Annotated in this window: 19 protein-coding genes; 5 read left to right on the top strand and 14 right to left on the bottom strand. The window is 61.7% G+C overall.

Features of this window, described 5'->3' with window-relative positions:
- Positions 1 to 152 precede the first annotated feature (152 nt).
- Positions 153 to 944, top strand: a complete 792-nt coding sequence (locus HNR59_RS05985) for an IclR family transcriptional regulator (protein WP_183827283.1) — start codon at positions 153 to 155, stop codon at positions 942 to 944.
- Positions 945 to 1,241: 297 nt separating this feature from the next.
- The gene (locus HNR59_RS05980) at positions 1,242 to 2,579 is read left to right on the top strand and encodes an aspartate aminotransferase family protein (RefSeq protein ID WP_183827280.1); all 1,338 of its coding nucleotides are present in this window, start codon (positions 1,242 to 1,244) and stop codon (positions 2,577 to 2,579) included.
- 20 nt (positions 2,580 to 2,599) lie between these two features.
- Here the strand turns inward: HNR59_RS05980 and HNR59_RS05975 are convergent, their stop codons facing one another.
- The 14 genes from HNR59_RS05975 to HNR59_RS05910 form a co-directional block, all read right to left on the bottom strand.
- Positions 2,600 to 3,625, bottom strand: a complete 1,026-nt coding sequence (locus HNR59_RS05975; protein ID WP_183827278.1) for a LacI family DNA-binding transcriptional regulator — start codon at positions 3,623 to 3,625, stop codon at positions 2,600 to 2,602.
- 192 nt (positions 3,626 to 3,817) lie between these two features.
- On the bottom strand, positions 3,818 to 4,663 hold the full coding sequence (locus HNR59_RS05970) for a fumarylacetoacetate hydrolase family protein (RefSeq protein ID WP_183827275.1): 846 nt from the start codon (positions 4,661 to 4,663) through the stop codon (positions 3,818 to 3,820).
- A 66-nt stretch (positions 4,664 to 4,729) separates the two neighbouring features.
- A complete protein-coding gene (locus HNR59_RS05965) occupies positions 4,730 to 5,473 on the bottom strand; it encodes an amino acid ABC transporter ATP-binding protein (protein ID WP_210307212.1) in 744 nt (247 codons plus the stop codon).
- Positions 5,470 to 6,123, bottom strand: a complete 654-nt coding sequence (locus tag HNR59_RS05960; RefSeq protein ID WP_183827272.1) for an amino acid ABC transporter permease — start codon at positions 6,121 to 6,123, stop codon at positions 5,470 to 5,472. Before HNR59_RS05960 ends, HNR59_RS05965 begins: the two co-directional genes overlap by 4 nt.
- 160 nt (positions 6,124 to 6,283) lie before the next feature.
- Complete coding sequence (locus HNR59_RS05955) at positions 6,284 to 7,156, bottom strand: substrate-binding periplasmic protein (RefSeq protein WP_183827269.1); 873 nt, start codon at positions 7,154 to 7,156, stop codon at positions 6,284 to 6,286.
- A 1,056-nt stretch (positions 7,157 to 8,212) separates the two neighbouring features.
- Positions 8,213 to 8,905 carry a c-type cytochrome gene (locus HNR59_RS05950; protein WP_246374515.1) on the bottom strand — a complete coding sequence of 231 codons (693 nt, stop codon included), beginning with the start codon at positions 8,903 to 8,905 and terminating at the stop codon, positions 8,213 to 8,215.
- Entirely contained in the window at positions 8,889 to 10,160 is a 1,272-nt protein-coding gene (gene soxC / locus HNR59_RS05945; protein ID WP_183827263.1) for a sulfite dehydrogenase, read from the bottom strand. Before soxC ends, HNR59_RS05950 begins: the two co-directional genes overlap by 17 nt.
- Positions 10,161 to 10,263: 103 nt before the next feature.
- The gene (gene soxB / locus HNR59_RS05940; RefSeq protein ID WP_183827260.1) at positions 10,264 to 11,964 is read right to left on the bottom strand and encodes a thiosulfohydrolase SoxB; all 1,701 of its coding nucleotides are present in this window, start codon (positions 11,962 to 11,964) and stop codon (positions 10,264 to 10,266) included.
- A gap of 189 nt (positions 11,965 to 12,153) precedes the next feature.
- Positions 12,154 to 13,014, bottom strand: a complete 861-nt coding sequence (gene soxA, locus HNR59_RS05935; RefSeq protein ID WP_343060685.1) for a sulfur oxidation c-type cytochrome SoxA — start codon at positions 13,012 to 13,014, stop codon at positions 12,154 to 12,156.
- A gap of 47 nt (positions 13,015 to 13,061) precedes the next feature.
- The gene (gene soxZ, locus HNR59_RS05930) at positions 13,062 to 13,391 is read right to left on the bottom strand and encodes a thiosulfate oxidation carrier complex protein SoxZ (RefSeq protein WP_183827257.1); all 330 of its coding nucleotides are present in this window, start codon (positions 13,389 to 13,391) and stop codon (positions 13,062 to 13,064) included.
- A 44-nt stretch (positions 13,392 to 13,435) separates the two neighbouring features.
- A complete protein-coding gene (soxY, locus tag HNR59_RS05925) occupies positions 13,436 to 13,891 on the bottom strand; it encodes a thiosulfate oxidation carrier protein SoxY (RefSeq protein ID WP_183827254.1) in 456 nt (151 codons plus the stop codon).
- A 17-nt stretch (positions 13,892 to 13,908) separates the two neighbouring features.
- A complete protein-coding gene (gene soxX, locus HNR59_RS05920; RefSeq protein ID WP_183827252.1) occupies positions 13,909 to 14,370 on the bottom strand; it encodes a sulfur oxidation c-type cytochrome SoxX in 462 nt (153 codons plus the stop codon).
- A 111-nt stretch (positions 14,371 to 14,481) separates the two neighbouring features.
- Positions 14,482 to 15,048: a SoxW family protein gene (locus tag HNR59_RS05915; protein WP_425488656.1), complete on the bottom strand. Its 567-nt coding sequence runs from the start codon at positions 15,046 to 15,048 to the stop codon at positions 14,482 to 14,484.
- 57 nt (positions 15,049 to 15,105) lie between these two features.
- Positions 15,106 to 15,840, bottom strand: coding sequence for a cytochrome c biogenesis CcdA family protein (locus HNR59_RS05910; RefSeq protein ID WP_183827245.1), 735 nt, complete (start codon positions 15,838 to 15,840; stop codon positions 15,106 to 15,108).
- A gap of 107 nt (positions 15,841 to 15,947) precedes the next feature.
- On the opposite strand from HNR59_RS05910, the gene HNR59_RS05905 reads away from it, so the two are divergent.
- The 3 genes from HNR59_RS05905 (at position 15,948) to HNR59_RS05895 (ending at position 17,940) form a co-directional block, all read left to right on the top strand.
- Positions 15,948 to 16,322, top strand: coding sequence for a transcriptional regulator (locus tag HNR59_RS05905; protein WP_183827242.1), 375 nt, complete (start codon positions 15,948 to 15,950; stop codon positions 16,320 to 16,322).
- Between the two features lie 69 nt (positions 16,323 to 16,391).
- Positions 16,392 to 16,745, top strand: a complete 354-nt coding sequence (locus HNR59_RS05900) for an ArsR/SmtB family transcription factor (protein WP_183827240.1) — start codon at positions 16,392 to 16,394, stop codon at positions 16,743 to 16,745.
- Positions 16,746 to 16,845: 100 nt separating this feature from the next.
- Positions 16,846 to 17,940 (top strand): YeeE/YedE family protein, encoded by a 1,095-nt coding sequence (locus HNR59_RS05895; RefSeq protein WP_183827237.1) that lies wholly within the window; start codon positions 16,846 to 16,848, stop codon positions 17,938 to 17,940.
- The last annotated feature ends 30 nt before the right edge of the window (positions 17,941 to 17,970 follow it).

Raw genomic sequence — 17,970 nt, 5'->3', positions numbered from 1 at the left:
TCCTTTGTAGAAGCTCTCAACCTGCCCACCGTAGCATGGGCGCGCGCCCTTCAAAATCGGACGTCGCAGCGAAAACATCGGCCCAGAACCTTGCTGCTTCCGCCATCATGAGCGACATGGCATCACAGATGCCGAAACCGGAGATGTCAGCCATGACTGGTACAGTGCCGCAACACGCTCCCGCCTCCGAAGTGCGGATCCAGTCCATCGCCCGCGCCAAAGCCCTGCTGGATGCCATGGCTGGCGGCGAATGGGTTTCGCTGCGGGATCTGGCCCAACGCACCGGGCTCTTGAAAACGACGGCGTTCAACCTGATCAAGGCGCTGGTCGAGACGGGGCTCGCCGAGCACGACACGGGAACGGGCTCCTACCGGCTCGGACTTCAGCACCTCGTCTACGGAAACGCAGTGGCCCGCCGGCTGGACATCGCCACGATTGCACGTCCGCATCTGACCGCCCTGTGCGCGCAGACGCGCGAGACGATCAACCTTGCCATTCCGGGCCCCGCCGACGTGTTCATCGCGGAGAGCCTCGAAGGCAGCTACAATCTGCGCGTTTCCTCCTATTCCGGCACGAGGGCTTCCTATCATTCCACCGCCTGCGGGCGCGCGCTGCTGGCTTACCAGCCCGAGGATTTCCGGCGCTTCATCTATGAGGTCGCGCCGCTGCAAAAACTGACGCCCAACACCATTACCGATCCGGAAGAACTCGAAAGCGTATTGCAGGACTGTCGCACCAGAGGATGGACGCAGGAGTTCGAGGAAAACGAACCCGGCAGTGCGTGCTTAGCAGCCCCGATTTTCGGTCCGGGCGGCAATGTCGTCGCCTCCGTCAGCATCGCCGGCCCTGCCTCACGGTTCGATGGCCCGGCCGTCTCGCGCCTTTCCAATATCCTCATTACCAGCCTCGCCGGCATCACCCGGGATCTCGCTGGCCAGTCCTGACAGAGACGCGGAAAAGGCCCAAGTTCCTGAAATCTTATAATGTAGGATGTTTTTCTCAGAATTGACCTCGATAACGATAAATCATGATGGTTTATCGTGATAATCAGCTTGATAAAGGCTAAAATTCCGTATTAGATCGCCACATGAACATCGGAAGTCGTCCTACATTATGCGACTAACGATCTTATAGGGAACGGGGCACTCAGACATGCCTGCACCGTCGCGGCCAGTCCGTGGCGGCCACAGACTGCAGCCTCTGTGAGCGCACCGCCTCATCTGTCTTATCGGGAGCAAGACATGACTGCCTCAAGCAACGCCATCACATCGGACCTTCTGTCCTTTACCAGATCGGCGGAGGCCATCCGGCACAACTGCCAATGGATGGCGGGCGGCGTTAACAGCAATTTCCGCCTGAACATCTCCCCCACGCCGCTGGTGATCGAGCGTGGCGAAGGTCCCTTTCTGTATGACGTCGATGGCAACCGGCTGATCGACTACTATCTGGGCATGGGGCCGATGATCCTCGGCCACAACCCCGCAGCCCTCACACAGGCCGTCAAAAGGCAGATCGACGACGGCATTCTGTTCGGCGCGCAGAGCGCTGTCGAAGCCGAGGCTGCGCGCCTTGTCTGCCAGATGGTTCCTTCGGCTGAGCGCATGCGCTTCGGCGGCTCCGGCTCCGAAGTGGATCAGGCAGCCCTTCGCCTTGCACGCGCCGCCACGGGGCGCCGGAACATCATCAAGTTCGAGGGCCATTATCACGGCTGGTTCGACAATGTGCTGTGGTCGACGGCACCCGCACCCGACGCGGCCGGCCCGCGCGAAGCACCGAAGGCTGTCGCGGGCAGCAAGGGGCAACTTGCCGATACCGCCGACACGCTGGTCGTGTTGCCATGGAACGATCCGGAGCTTCTGGAAGCCCGCCTCGCGCAGGGAGATATCGCCGCCGTCATCATGGAAGCCGCCATGTGCAATGCGGGCGCCGTTCACCCCCTTCCCGGCTATCTGGAAGGCGTTCGCGAAGCCTGCACCCGTCACGGCACGATCCTCATCTTCGATGAGGTCATCACCGGTTTCCGCCTCGCCCCCGGCGGCGCACAGGAACTGTTCGGCGTCACGCCCGATCTTTCAACCTTCGGCAAGGCAATCGCCAACGGCTTCCCCGTCGCCGCCATCGCCGGCCGGGCCGACCTTCTGGACATGTTCGTGAGCGGCGGCGTCGTGCATGGCGGCACCTACAATGCACAGCCCATCGCCATGGCGGCCACCGTTGCAACCCTGCAGTCGCTGAAGCCTTCGCTTTACGAAGAGATCGCCGTCAATGGCACAAGGCTGATGGATGGCATGCGCGAGATTTTCGCACGGCATGGCGTCAAAGCCGTGGTCGAAGGCTTTCCGCAGGTCTTCCATGTCGCCTTCGGGCTTGAGCAGCCGGCACGGGACTATCGCGATCTGGCACGCATGAACCGGCAGGCTTACGTCGCCTTTACCACCGCCCTGCTGCATCGCGGCGTGCGCGCGCTCGAACGCGGCGCATGGTTCATGTCGATCGCCCATGACGACGCGGTGGTCGCCTCCACGCTGGAGGCGGTCGAAGGTGCCGTGAAGCAGATCAGGGCCGATGGCGCGATCTGAGCCACATCATCGGTCGCGGATCAGGATCGGGTGGAAGCACCCGGTTCCAGCTTCACCGGCAGGATGATCTCATGAGAGCTGAACGTTGCCGCCTGAAGCCGCGCGATCAGCTCCGCCGCGGCCCGCTCGCCCAGCGCATGGGCGGCGGAACGCACGGTGGTCAGCACCGGATCGACATAGCGCCAGAAATCGAAGGCATTGAAGCCGGTGATCTGGATATCTTCCGGAACCCGCAATCCGTGGGCGATACAGGCCTTCATCGCCCCCACCGCCATCTGGTCGTTGCCGCCGACAATGGCATCAGGCGCCTTGCGGCTGCGCAGGGCGGCGAGCGTTTCGGCATAGTTGACGTCAAAACTCTCGTCGGCGCAGCGGATCACTTCGGGCGGCGGCAGGCCAGCCTCCCGCCACACGGAGGCAACGCCTTCCATACGCGCCCGCATTGCCGGCCATTCGGTCTGCGGCATCAGCATCCAGCAGGTGCGGGTTCCGTTGGCGATGAGATGCCGCGCAATCTGGCGACCGCCATCGAAATCATCCTGCCGGATGATCGTGCAGTCGTCATGGGCCGGGCGCTGGTGCTCCTGCAGGAGCACGAACGGTACACGCAAGGTGGCCAGTTCGCTCACGAACCATTTGCGCTGCACCTCGTCGCCCGAGAGAATGGCCACCATGCCATCGGCTTCAATGTCCTGAAACAGTCCAGACGTGCGGAAATCCGAAGGCTTGATCCCACGCAGGATCAGGCTGTAGGCATGCGCTGTGAGATAGTTGGTCAGGCCCGTCACCTGCGCGGTGATGAAGGGATCGGAAAGAAAATCCGGGTCTTCCACGACGATCAGCATGCCGATCGTCCATTGCTGGGAAAGCCGCAGCCGCCGTGCCGCCACCGAAGGCCGATACCCAAGCCGCTCGACGACATCGCGCACGTTCTGCGCCGTGGTTTCGGCCACGCGCCCGCGCCCGTTCAGAACATTGGAGACGGTCATCGCCGAGACTCCCGCCTCGCGCGCCACATCCTTGATCGTTACCGGCTTGTCCGACATATGCATCTCTGGCTGTTTTCTCTGGTTTGACCGAAAACCAATCCAGTCTGCAATAGAGCGTTTCGGCTTTTCCCGCCGCTGCGCCCGTTCATCATTATCGTCGGGCAGAAATAGTGCCCGAAACAATGAACCGCCGGACGCTATACATCATCCGGCGGCCCGATCATCTGATACGAAAGTCCTGAGCCAGGACTAGGCGTCCGCCTTCACATTCTGCTTCTGCGTGCCCAGCCCTTCGATGCCGAGTTCGATAACATCGCCGGCCCTGAGAAAACGCTGCGGCTTCATGCCCATGCCGACGCCCGGTGGCGTGCCTGTGGAAATGATGTCGCCCGGCATCAGGCTCATGAACTGGCTCAGATACGAAACCAGATAGGCCACCTGATAGACCATGGTTCTGGTCGAGCCGTTCTGCATCGTCTCGCCGTTCACCTTCAGCCACATGCCAAGCTGCTGCGGATCGGCGATCTCGTCTTTCGTCACCATCCACGGCCCGATCGGCCCGAAAGTGTCGCAGCTCTTGCCCTTGGTCCACTGACCCTGACGCTCGTTCTGGAAAGCGCGCTCGGACACGTCGTGCGCAACGCAGTAGCCAGCCACATAATCCATCGCCTCGGCTTCGGAGACGTATTTCGCCTTGCGGCCGATGACGATGCCAAGCTCGACTTCCCAGTCGGTCTTTTCGGAACCGCGCGGGATCAGCACATCGTCATCGGGACCGACAATGGCGGACGAGGCTTTCATGAACACCACCGGCTCGGACGGCACGGCGAGGCCCGATTCTGCGGCGTGGTCGGCATAGTTGAGGCCGATGCAGATGAACTTGCCGACATTGGCGACGCAAGGCCCGATGCGCGGCGAGCCTGAGACCGCAGGCAGGGTCTGCGGGTCGAGTTTCGCCAGTTCCGCCAGCGCGGCGGGGTCGAGCGCAGCGCCCCCGATATCGGTCACATGTGCCGACAGGTCGCGGATCCCGCCTTCAGCATCGAGCAGACCGGGCTTTTCAGCGCCCGGCTCTCCATAGCGCAACAATTTCATGAAATATCCTCTCCACAGCGCCCGTTCCGGGCTTCTTGTCAACCCGCGACGCCGGAGCGTCGCCGGTCAGGTGGTCTGTTCCAGAACGGCTGTCAGGAACTTCCTGAGCCGCTCGCTCTTCGGCCGGGTGAAAACCTCCTCCGGTGGTCCGACCTCGACCACGACCCCGCCATCCATGAACACGACCCTGTCCGCAAATTCGCGGGCAAAGCGCATTTCATGGGTAACGAGTAGCATGGTCATGCCCTGACGCGCCAGATCGCGCACCACATCGAGAACCTCGCCGACCAGCTCGGGATCGAGCGCGGAGGTGATCTCGTCGAGCAGCAGAAGCCGCGGTTGCATGGCAAGGCAGCGCGCAATGGCCACACGCTGCTTCTGCCCGCCGGAAAGCTGCCTCGGGAAGGAATTCGCCTTCTCCAGCATGCCCACCTTTTCCAGAAGGCGGCGCGCTTCAGCCTCGGCCTGATCACGCTTTATCCCGCGCACATGAACCGGCGCTTCCATCACATTGGCAAGAGCCGTCATGTGCGGAAACAGGTTGAACTGCTGGAACACCATGCCCATGCGCGTGCGCAGCTGGTTGATGTCGGTGCGCGCATCGATGCGGTTTCCCTCGAAGAGCACATTGCCGCCGGTCGGGGTTTCCAGCCGGTTCAGGCAGCGCAGCAGCGTGCTCTTGCCCGAGCCGCTCGGCCCGATGATGGCAATGCTCTCGCCCTCTTCGACCTTCAGGTCCACGCCGCGCAGAACGCTGAGCTGGCCGAAGGCCATCTCAAGCCCCTGCAGTTCGAGTATGGTCTTGCTCATCGGGAAGCCCTGCGCTTTTCAAGAGCCTTCGCAAACCCGGACAGGGGAAGGCAAATCGCCAGATAGAGAACGGCCGCCATCGAATAGATGGCCATGCTGCGGTACGACTGGCTGGACGCATCGTAGGACCGGTACATGATCTCCGGAACCGAAATGGTCAGCGCCAGCGACGTGTCCTTGATCATGGAAATGACAAAGTTGGTGAAGGGCGGCAGAACGATCACCGCCGCCTGCGGCAGGATGATGCGGCGCATCGCCAGCGGGGTGGACATGCCAAGGCTGCGGGCGGCCTCGAACTGCCCGGTATCCACCGCCTCGATGCCGGCGCGGAAGATTTCCGCCGCATAGGCGCCGCCGACCAGTGACAGGGTGATGGACGCCGCGGTGAACGGATCCAGCCGCAGGCCGAACGAGGTCAGGCCGAAATAGATGATGAAGAGCTGCAGCAGCGCCGGCGTGGCGCGGATCAGCTCGATGTAAATGCTGGCAACGATGCGCAGCAGACGCAAATTGGCGAGCTTGGCGAAGGTCGTGAGAAGACCCAGCGCCACGCTGCCCAGCAGCGCCACGATCGTCAGCTGGATCGTGATCGACGCGCCCTTGGCCACGTAGGGAAAATAGGTTTGCACAAGCTGGAGATAATCGCTCATCGATTTCCAATCCGGGAGACAGGAGCCCCGACGCCTGCGCGCCGGGGGCCTTGTTCATGAGATGCGGGGCATTTGCGCCTTTAAGGGAAGAGCGAAATGCGCCTGCTCTTTGATGAAAGCAATTCGGAATGCCGAATTGCGGGCACTTCTGCCTGAACCCTCAGAACTTTCCGGTCAGGTAGGACGGGTTGCTGAGGCCGTATTTTTCCATGATCTGCTTGTCGACGCCGGCAGCCTTGAGCTTCTCCGTGGCGGCATCGAAGGCCTGGATCAGGCCGGCGGTGCCGTTCTTGGAGAAGACGTAGTAGTTGCCGGGCAGCGTCTCGCTGTTGAGATATTCCGGCGCCAGATACTCGACGACCTTGAAGTCGTAATCCGGGTTCTGCTGGGCAGCGTAGTCGAATGTGTAGCCCCACCAGACCGCGGCATCGAGGCGACCGGCCTTGAGGTCCATCAGCATCGGATCGGCTGCATCGTACTTGCGTATGTCGGAAATGCCGTAGCGCTTCTGCAGTTCGGCAGCCTCGATTTCCTGCGCGGAGCCGCGCACGGTGCCGATCACCTTGTCCTTGAGGTCTTCAACCGTGGCCACGCCGCCTTCCGAGCGGGTGAGCAGCACGTCGATGCCGTACCAGTAAGGTGCGGAGGCATATGCCATCACCTTTTCGCGCTCAGCGGTGCGATAAAGGCCGGAAATGACGTCGATACGGCCGGAATCGAGGGCCGGGGCCAGCGCCGAGTGAACCAGCACGACCGGATCGACCTCAACGCCGATCTCTTCCGCCACAGCCTTGGTGAAGTCGGCCGCGATGCCTTTCCATTCGCCGGTGCTGATGTCGATCCAGGTTTCCGGCGGAATGCTGAATGTGCCGACGCGGATGAAACCGCGCTTTTTGATATCTGCCAGCAGATCGGCGTCCTGCGCGAAGGCGAGGCTGGTGCCGGCGGCGAGGCCCGCACCGGCAGAAGCCGCAGCCAGACCGAAAGTTGCGCCCGCACGCATGAACCCGCGGCGCGTCATCCCATTGTTCATCTCAAGTCTCCATTGTCGTTTTTGTAGGAAGGACTGACACTTGCCGGCGCGGGCCCTCCATACCCGACCCACGCCATTACTTCACACTGCACTCCCCCACCCCGCTCCGGAGAGCCTGACGGGAAATCTTTCATTCAACGTCTCGTCCGCCATCCGGCGCGGCACGCTCTGGCGCCGGGAACCGCCCTCCTTCACGCGAGGGAGTTGACGAGCTGTTCCGCGACCCCGATTTTGGCGTCGGTGTAATCGAGCGAGATCGAGACCTGCCTTGTGACCGCCTGGAAATGGAACACGCCATTTCGATCAGCACATGACGACAGGCGAGACGCCCGGGCGGATGATGGCGATCACCGCCTCACCGACTTCCGGGTTGCCATGGCCGAACAGTTGCGAGGGCGTGATCACTCGGTTCAGCGACATCGTTCCACCAGCACTGTACCGGCGCCGACGATCAACGGTGCTCGCAAGGTCTGCCGACATAACTCCCCTTTCGCCGATATGCGATGCAGGCGGCTTTTAGCACCTGCTTACAGCGCGTCCGCTTCTTATCCCGGCAATCTAGGTGAGTTAAGTTTAACGTTAAGTCAAGTGGGTTATTCGCAGGATTCGGCCATAAATGTCATCCCGGCCGAATTTTCCACGAAATACACCCGATCGAGGACGCCGTGGCGCGCAAACGCGGCGAAGGCAGATTTTCTACATTTCATATTGTAGGACGGATATCGAAAATCTTCCGGACGGAATGGGCAACTGACGGGAAGACGAGGAGCCCAATGCCTTCCTTCACCGCTGTCAGCGCGGAAGCAAGAGCTGTGTTCTCGTGCGATGTCAGAGCGACTGCCTTGCCGCACTGGTGCCAAATGATGCCAGCACACATTAAGACAAGAGCAGATTTCGCTCGCCAAAAAGAAACGGCGCCACCGGCAAAAGCCGGCAGCGCCGTCGAAGCAAGCTATCCATCCTGGCAGCACGAAGACTGGAGAACCGAAATGGCGGCCCTTCTCTCCGAGCCGGAATTCCTGCCTTTTTCAGCCGCATTCCTGCGGCATCAGCCGCTCAGTCGATGCCACCTTGCGGGGCGTTATCATCGGCATTTTCCGGCGTTACATCCAGCACCGCCGCATGCATTTTGACCTCCGCCTTGTCCGGCTTGCAATCACGCATGCAGGGATCCGACTTGTCGGCATAGTGCGGCTCGCTCTCGCGATCGTCTTCGATGAAATTATCCGCATTGGGCAATTTGATCGATGTGAAGTTTTCCTTCGACAGCTCGAAATCCTCATCATCGACGATATCATTGAGATAGAGGAGGTAAGCCGTCAGCGCGTAGACATCGTCATCGGAAAGAGACCGCGCATTGCCGAACGGCATGGCGCGACGCACGTAATCATAGACGGTCGACAGATGGGGCCAGTAAGAGCCGATGGTCTTTTCGGGCCGTTCGTTCTCCAGCGTGCCCTGCCCGCCGGCCAGAACCGGCCAGCGATCCACCGCCTCACCGAAATCGCCATGACAGGAAGCGCAGTTCTCGTCATAGATCGCCATGCCTTCGGCTGCGGTGCCGCGTCCTTCCGGAAGGCCCAGACCATCGGGGCGCACGTCGATATCCCATGCAGCTACTTCTTCCGGCGTGGCCTCGCGGCCAATGCCGAATTTTCCGGCTGCCGGCGCGTCCTGCGCGGCAAGGGAAGCCGATGCGGGAGCCACCAACAGCGCGGCGGCCAGGACAAGCTCAGGAAATCTCGACATTCTCGACCACTCCCTCGCCGTCGACATGCCAGGTCTGGATGCCATTGTTGTGATAGATGGAATTCGGGCCGCGCACCGAGCGCAGCTGCTCCTTGGTGGGCTGGATGAAGCCCCTGTCATCGATGGCGCGCGACTGCAGGAACAGTTCCGAACCGTCCCAGTCGAACTCATAGTAGAAGCGATGCAATGCCATGGGCAGGCTCGGCCCGTCGATGCGCGCCGCGTGCCAGTTGCGGCCGCCATCGATGGAGACATCCACCCGGCTGATCGCGCCATTGCCCGACCAGGCCAGCCCGGAAAGCACCATGGCGCCCTTGCCGTGCGTGATCGGGGCCTGCGGGCTTGGATTGGTGATCACCGACTTCACGTCCATCACCCATGTGTGACGACGCGCCTTGCCGTTGGCGAGCAGGTCCGTGTATTTCGAGGTTTCCTCGCGCTGCTCCCATGGCTCATCGCCCACTTCGAGGCGGCGCAGCCACTTGATCCACATATTGCCTTCCCAGCCGGGCACCACGAGACGTATCGGATAGCCCTGCTCGGGACGCAGCGCCTCGCCATTCATGGCGAAGGCGACCATGCAGTCGTCCAGCGCCTTTTCCATCGGGATCGACCGGGTCATGGCCGACGCGTCGGCGCCTTCGGCCAGAAGCCACTTGCCTGCCGTCTTCACGCCGGCTTCCTCAAGCAGATATTTGAGGCGAACGCCGGTATAGGCGACGCAATGGATCATGCCATGGGTGAACTGGCAGCCGTTGAGCTGTGCGCCGCGCCATTCCATGCCGGAATTGGCTGCGCATTCGAGGAAGAAGATCCGGTTTTCACGCGGGAAGCGCTTCAGATCCGCCATGGTGAAAACCAGCTGCCGATCCACCAGACCGTTGATCATCAGCCGGTGCGATCCGGGCTCGATCTCGGCAATGCCGGCATGGTGACGCTCGAAGCACAGCCCGTTCGGCGTGATGATGCCATCCAGCTCATGCAAAGGCGTGAAGTTGATCGACGAGATGGAATCGGACGTCAGCCACGGCACGTTCTTGCGCACCACATGCGCCTCGAACTGGGAGGGCTGGCCGTAAGGGCGCGCGTCGACGCCATCGCCGGGATAGCGGTTCCAGTCCTGGATCTCAGTGATGACCTCCTCGCCTTCCGAAGCACGGGCAAGACCCGTGCCCGCAAGAGCGGCAGCGCCCATCAGCCCGCCAGTGAGGAAGCCGCGCCGCGATGGCGACAGCACCTGCTGCCGTTCAGCCATGATGTCCTCCAGACAATTCTTTCATCAATTCTAACATATGAATTTTTCTATGTATAGAACAGCAAGAAAGCCGGCGTAAAGCCGGCTCGCTTGCGGACTGCGCTTATTGGATGACTTTTACGGTCCGCTCATCCGCAACGGACACCGTGCCCTTGCCGGAAATGTAGCTTTCCATGAGGTCGTAGATGGCGGGACCTTCGGTGCCTTCGTTGACGGAGGCCCAGCCCCCGACGACATAGGTCGCATCCGGCTCTATCGCCTCGCCGGTGGCGGCAAGCTTCATGTCGGAAATGCGGTTGCCGATCTTCTCGCCCACCGTGCAGCTGTAGGTCATACCACCGACGCGCACCATGTCGCCGCCCTGCTGCAGGAAGGGATCCGGGTTGAAGAGGTTGTCGCAGACATCCTCCAGCACTTCCTTGAGCTGCGCGCCGGTCATCTCGTTGCGATAGACGGCGGGATAGCTCATCGAGGTTTCGGTGTAGAGATCGTCGATGGTGATGTCCTGACCCGGCAGCAGGGTCGTGCCCCAGCGGAAGCCCGGCGACAACGCAATCTGCGTATCCCGCTCTTCCATGATGCCGCGGCAGATGAGATCGTCCCACGTGCCGTTGAAGTTGCCCCGGCGATAGAGCAGCGTATCGGTCTTGCCGATGACGCGGCCAAGCTCGTCCTTGTAGGGGTCGCGCACTTCTGCAATCTTGGCGGCCATTTCGGCGTCAGGCGCAATCACGTCTGAGAACACCGGGATCAGCTTCGAGCTGTAGCCGGTCACCTTGCCATCGGACACTTCCAGATCGATGCGGCCGAGATATTTGCCATGCGAACCGGACGACATGACGAGCGTGTCCTCCACCTGAAGGGCGACCGGCACGGCATCATGGGTATGGCCGGTGAGGATGACATCGATACCCTTGACCACGCTGCACAGCTTGCGATCGACGTCGAAGCCGTTGTGCGAGATCAGCACGACGATCTCGGCACCGGCTTCGCGGGCGGCGTCGACATTGGCCTGAAGCACATCCGGGCGGATGCCGAACGACCATTTGGGGAACATCCAGCGCGGATTGGCGATCGGCGTGTAGGGCATCGCCTGACCGATCACCGCCACCTGCACGCCGCCGCGCTCGAACATGGCGGTGTTGTCGAAGGCCGGTTCGTCCCACTCCGCATCGAAGATGTTGGAGGCGAGGAAGGGGTAGCCCATGCTCTCGACGATTTCGAGAAAACGGTCTTCGCCGAAGGTGAACTCCCAGTGGCCGGTCATGGCATCCGGCTTCAGGAGCTTCATGCAGTCAACCATATCCTGACCGTTGGTCTTCAGCGAGGTGTAAGACCCCTGCCAGGTGTCGCCGCCATCGAGGAACAGAACCTTGTCGTCACCACGCTCGGCGCGGATCGCCTTGACCAGCGTGGCGGTGCGGTCGAGGCCACCGAGCCGGCCGTAAGCACGGGCGAGATCGACATAGTCGAGGAAGGTGTGCGCATAGGCAAGCGGACTGCCGGCATCAATGCCGAACTCCTTCAGGAAAGCCTCTCCGACCAGATGCGGCGGGATGCCCGCATAGTCGCCCACCCCGATATTGGTATCCGGCGGGCGGAAATAGATCGGCATCAGCTGGGCATGAACGTCGGTAAAATGCAGCAGCGTCACCTGCCCTTTGGTATCGAAACTCAGCAGGTCATCCTGCGTCAGCTTCTGCTGGGCCAGCGCGCGGGTGGGATTCGACAGATAGCCGGCAGCGCCCAGCGCCATGCCGGCATTGGCTGCGAACTGAAAGAAATCCCGACGGGTATAGGTCATGCTTGCCTCTTCAGGGCGTGGGGCCCGGAAAGTGTTCTGGGGCAATTCCGCGCTTCTCCGAAGCGCCGAAATGCTCCAACCCTTTGTTTTAATGCAACTCCGAATACAAAACCGCTGCGTATTTCTGCCGGAATTGCTTCAGCCGGCCGGAACGCCCGGCCGGGCTGCATGTCATCGCTGACGTCGTGCTTACTGACGGACGGCAGGCGTCTCGACCGACAGGCCGGTTCCGCGCCACGTCACGTAGACCTCCAGCGCCATCAGATCGTCGGAGAAGGCATCCGGCATTTCGGCGCGCGTGTCCTTGATGCAGCCGCGCAGGCGGTCATGCAGCGAGATCACCTTGCCGTCGCGGAAGCGGTAGGTCGGGAAGCCGTTGGCCTGCCCCTGGCTGAGGTGGTCGGCACGGATATATTTGCCCATCGAGGCCTCGTGGCACGATGCACAGGCAAAATTGAGCTGCCCCATGCGGGTGTAGTAGTTCTCCTTGCCCTTGTCCCACCAGCTCTGCATCTGGCCTTCGGCCAGATCGATCTTCACCGGCATGCCCAGCGACTGGTGCTTGATATAGGCGGCGAGCGCGATCTGGTCGGGATGGTCGAACTTGTAGGACTCCGCCTCCATGTTTTCGACCCTGCACTTGTTGATCTGCAGTTCCAGATTGACGGGCTTGCCGGAGGCCGCATCCCATTTCGGGAAACGCGCGCCCACGCCCTTCATGCTCTCCGCCGCTTCATTGTGGCAGGAGGAACAGGACTTGCCTGCCGCACCCTCGACCGTGTCCCAGACATCGGCGCCGCGCTCGACGGTGAGCATGCCCGGATTGGCAAAGGAATCGGCTTCCGTCTCGCGTGTCTCCGCCTCGCGGAACAGCCAGCCCGACAGCACCTCATCGAAAGGGTGCCCCTCCGGAGCGGGGGCGCGGGTGATCATTTCCACGCCGTCGATCTCAAGCTCCTCATCAACCGGATCAGCCCAGGCAGCCCCAACCACCAATGCCGCAACACTTGCACAAAGAGCGGACAATGCCGCAATGGAACGTGTGCTCACCCTCGTCCTCCCCCGCTGGCGCGCGGCATGTCAGCCGCGCATCTGGCTCAGGCCACTTCGATTGTCTGCTCGTCGGTGTATACCGATCCGTCGTCATCGACCCATGTCAGCTTGAAGGTGCCGCTTTCGTTAACCTTCGCGCTGAACTCGAAATAGGGATTGGCCGAAATGGCCGGATCGATGTCGCACGAGAACACCGGCTGACCGTTGAACTCGCAGGTAAACTTGTTGATGATCTTGCGCGGGATGACATTGCCATCCTTGTCCTTGCGCTGACCCGATTCCATTTCATGGCTGATCAGGGTCTTGAGCACGACGATCTCGCCGGCCTTGGCCTTCTTCGGAATCTTCACGCGGGGCTTGGGAGCTGCAGACATTTCTTTTCCTTCAAATCAGAACCAGAGGGGGATGAAAGCACCGGTCAGCCGCCGCAGCCGCCGATGGTCACCTTCACTTCCTTCCTGTCCATGTAGACCGACCCGTCGGCCATCTTCGCCACCGCGATGACGTTCTGGGTCTTGGCCAGACGCATGCGGGTGGTTGCGGCCGCCTTGCCGCTCATCGCGGTGAAGGCGAAGGTCGCCACATCGGCGCTCGGATTGCCATCAGCCAGAATCAGCACCTGATTGACCATGTCGTCACCTTCCATCTCGCTCTCAACCTCGACCGAGATCGGCACGGTGTTGCCATTCTCGGCGATCTCCGGCGCGGTGAGCGTGATCTTGCCGCTCTGCGGCTCCTTGCCGCCGGCAAAGTCCGCAATCAGCTTGCCGACCTCTTCAGGGGCAGCAAGCGCCCGTCCGGGCAGAAACTGAAATGCGGGCACGACAGCCGCGCCTGCGGCCAGTGCGAGTACATGACGCCTGCTGAGAGCCATGCTTGTCTCCTTCCTGTTCATTCCTTGAGCGTCGCCAGATAAGCGACCACATCCTCGACCTGCTGCGCGGTCAGTATCGTTTTTCCGGCAAGGTCCTTGCGGACATCCTTGCCCAGATTCAGGCTGTAAAAGCCCGGCATCATCGTTTCATCCGAGAACACCTGCTTGGCATCGACGACGATGGCGCGCAGCTCTTCCGGCGACCAGCGATCCGCGACCCCATCGAGCGCCGGCGCAACATCGCCGTGGAACTGCTCCTTCGTCAAAGCAGCCACCGCATGGCAGGCGAGGCAATTGCCGAGACCGCGATTGGCGAGCGCCTTGGCGCCCTCTTCCGGGTTACCCGGCGCACCGGTCAGCGACGTGGCGACCGCCATGTCCTCGAAAGCCACATCGGCCGGCGCGATCTCGCCAGCCCGCGCCATTCCGGCAACGGCGCAAACGGCAACAGCAGCGATAGCGGTGAGCGTCCGCCTCATTCGGCCTTCTCCTCCAACCCGCGATCCGCAAAGGGCGAACCGCTCCTCCTGACGTAACGATAATCCGGCCTTACCGGCCAATCAATCAAAAAATATGAATTTGTGAATATATCACTCTTCATCCCCAAGCCGGCCTTCGGCGCGCAGCTCGTTTATGATGCGCGCATGATATTGCTGGAAGTGCTCGTCGCGCTCGTAGCCCTTCTCCCTCACCCAGCGGAACATGTTGAGAAAGGTCCATTTCCCGAAGGCGCCGGGCATGGTGGCCACAGCGGCTTCCGCCACCGTCTTGCCTTCCGGTGCTTCCTCCGGAAGAAACACGATGGTCGGCGTGAAAACGTAGCCCCACCGGCGCGCGGCGGTTTTTTCCGTCAGCGTCTCGCCATCCAGATCGGTGACCTCCTCGTCGCCGAACATATTGTACTGCACGACCATGAAGTTCGCCGCGATATAGTCGCGCACTTCAGGATCGGAGAGAATCTTCTCGTGCATCTGCGCGCAATAGATGCAGCCGCGCTGCTCGAAGGTGAGAGCCAGCCGCTTGCCCTCGGCCTTTGCCTGCGCGATGTCGTCGGCAATGTCGCGGAAGGTGATGGTGAACCACGCCTCCTTGTGCAGGCCATCATCGCCCACTTCCGCCGCATGCAGCGTCTGTGAAAAAGCAAGCGCCATCAGCATGGTGACGGCGCGGGCCAGAAGCTTGTGCATGTTTTCTCCTCCTAACCGATGGTCTGGCTAACCGATGGTCTGGAATGCCGGAAAGGTTTCCAGAAGCCAGTACGAGATCGCCGACATCTGGCCGGTGATGAACAATATGCCGGTGAGCACCAGCAGGCCGCCCATTGCCATCTCGACCTTGCGCATGTGCTTTTTGAAACGCGCGGCCCAGCCAAGGAAACGGCTGGCGAAGATGGCGGCGAGCAGGAAGGGGATGCCGATGCCCAGCGAATAGGCGCCAAGCAGGGCGGCACCGCGCAGTGCGGTGCCCTCACTGCCGGCAATGAACAGAATGGCGGCCAGAACCGGCCCGACGCAGGGCGTCCAGCCAAAGGCAAAGGCCAGTCCGATGACATAGGCGCCCAGCGGCCCCGCCGGCTTGCGGTCCACCTGTACGCGCGCCTCGCGATAGAGCATGCCGATGCGGAACACGCCCAGAAAGTGCAGCCCCATGATGATGATCAGAATGCCGGCGACGATCGCCAGCGTATCGAAGTACTGGGCGATGGTCTTGCCGATGACACTTGCGGTTGCACCGAGCGCGATGAATACCGTGGCAAAGCCGAGCACGAAAGCGAAAGCGGCAATGATCACCCGCCTGCGCTGCTCAGCACCGGGCGCTTCGTCGCGCAGTTCATCGAAGCTCACACCGGCCAGCCAGGCCAGATAAGGGGGAACGATCGGCAGGACGCAGGGGGACACAAATGACAACAGCCCCGCCAGCAATGCGGCGCCCACGCTTACATCCAGCATTTCCCCTCCCGGATCGCAGATCAGGCCTTGCGTCAGTCTGGCCTATTGAATGCATACAATGCTATATTTCTATATTAAACAAGGGCCGACGTTGTGCGAGGACACCTATGATCAGTTTCAGGGCGTTGCTGAAATTCGCGCCTGTCTTGTTTTTGCTCGGGTTTTCACCTGCATCCGCGGCCGAATTGCTGATGATGGAGCAGCCGGGCTGCGCGTGGTGCGCGCGCTTCGATGCCGAGATCGCCCCAGCTTGGCCAAAGACCGAAGAAGGCCGCCGCGCGCCCTTGCGGCGCGTCGACATCACGCGCCCATGGCCGGAAGATCTCAGGCATGTGCAAAAGGAGCGTTTCACTCCGACCTTTGTCCTGATGGACAACGGCAAGGAAATCGGGCGTATCCGGGGCTATGTGGGTGATGAGTTTTTCTGGTATCGTGTCGGCGAACTTCTTGCCCTGTTGCCGAAAGACCAGCCGATACAGTAACAGACCTCAAGATATGCAAATGTGCGGCGCACAAATGCGCGGCCTCAACTGCGGATGGTCAGTGACGTTATGAGCTTGCCGAAAATCCAGGACGCCCAGACGCCGGAAGATTTCAACGAGCTGCTGGCGCAGGCCCGTGAAGCCAGCGAGTTGCTGAAGGCCCTTGCCCATGAAGGCCGGCTTCTGATCCTGTGCCTGCTGGCGGAGGGTGAAAAGTCGGTGTCCGAACTGGAGGAGGCCATGCGTCTGCCGCAGGCCGCCGTTTCGCAGCAGCTTGCGCGCCTGCGCTTCGACCGGCTGGTAAACACCCGCCGCGAAGGCCGGGTGATCTACTATTCGATCGCCAGCAAGGAAGTGTCCTCGGTCATCGAAACGCTGTACAATCTGTTCTGTGCTCCGGTGAGGCGCCCGAAAGGCGACTGAACCTGACTGCCGCGAACGGGAGAGCGCGGCGGCACGGATACCAGCCAGAGACCGGACCGCCGTCGACGCGAATCCGGTCTTCAGCCAGAGGGAGGGAAACATGAATATCGCCACCCATCCATGGTTCCTTGCCTTTGCCGGGCTCGGGGCCGGCATTCTGCTCGGCTTCGTGGCACGCGCCAATCATTTCTGCACCATGTCCGCGCTGGAGCGCATGTGGTACGCCGACGACAGCCGCGGCGTTCGCACATGGATGCTGGCCGCAGCCACCGCCATGATCGCCACCCAGTCGCTGCAGGCGCTCGGCGTGGTCGATACGCAATCGAGCTTCTACATCCATTCCAGCTTCGCCTGGGTGGGCGCCATAGCAGGCGGGCTGGCCTTCGGCATCGGCATGGCGCTGGTGGGCACATGCAGCTTCGGCGCGCTCGTGCGGCTGGGCGGCGGCAGCCTGCGCTCCCTGATCGTGCTGATCGTGCTGGGTCTCGCGGCAATGTCGGCGCAGAAAGGTCTCGTCGCGCAGGCGCGCGTCGCGCTTTCGGACAATCACGCCATCGACCTGTCCGAAATGGGCGGCCAGTCTATCGGTGCGCTGGCGTCATGGTGGTCGGGACATGACCTGACCCTCACCATCGCTCTGGTTGCCGGCCTCGCCATGTTCTGCTGGATATTCAGCGAACGCCGTTATCGCAGCCATGCGGGCTCGATCCTGACCGGTCTCACCATCGGCCTGATCATCACCTTCGGCTGGTGGGCCACGACCTATGCGAGCGAACACTCTTTCGAGGTGGTGCAGATCGAGGCCGGATCCTTCGTGGTGCCGGTGGCAGACACCATTCTGCACGCCATTACCTTCACCGGCGTGGTGCCGGATTACGGTGTCGGCCTTGTGCTGGGCGTTATCGGCGGTGCTGCGGCCTGCGCCGCGTGGAAGCGCGACGTGCGCTGGGAAGCCTGCGACGACGCGCGCGAGCTTGGCCGCCACATTGCCGGCGGCGCGCTGATGGGCTTTGGCGGCGTCTTCGCCATGGGCTGCACCATCGGTCAGGGCGTTACCGGCGTTTCGGCCCTCGCCATATCGGCGCCACTGGTGCTGGCCTCCATCTTTCTCGGCGCGAAGCTCGGGCTCGCCTATCTGATCGAAGGCTCGCCGCTCGGCGCATTCCGCGCCATGGATCGCCAGCCTGCCGAATAGGGCCAGGGTACATTGCCCGAAGCCACCATT

This window comes from Aquamicrobium lusatiense, assembly GCF_014201615.1.
GTDB classification, from domain to species: Bacteria; Pseudomonadota; Alphaproteobacteria; order Rhizobiales; family Rhizobiaceae; genus Mesorhizobium; species Mesorhizobium lusatiense.
The sequence above is the reverse complement of the archived record's forward strand: the minus strand, read 5'-3'. Positions and strand labels throughout refer to the sequence as shown.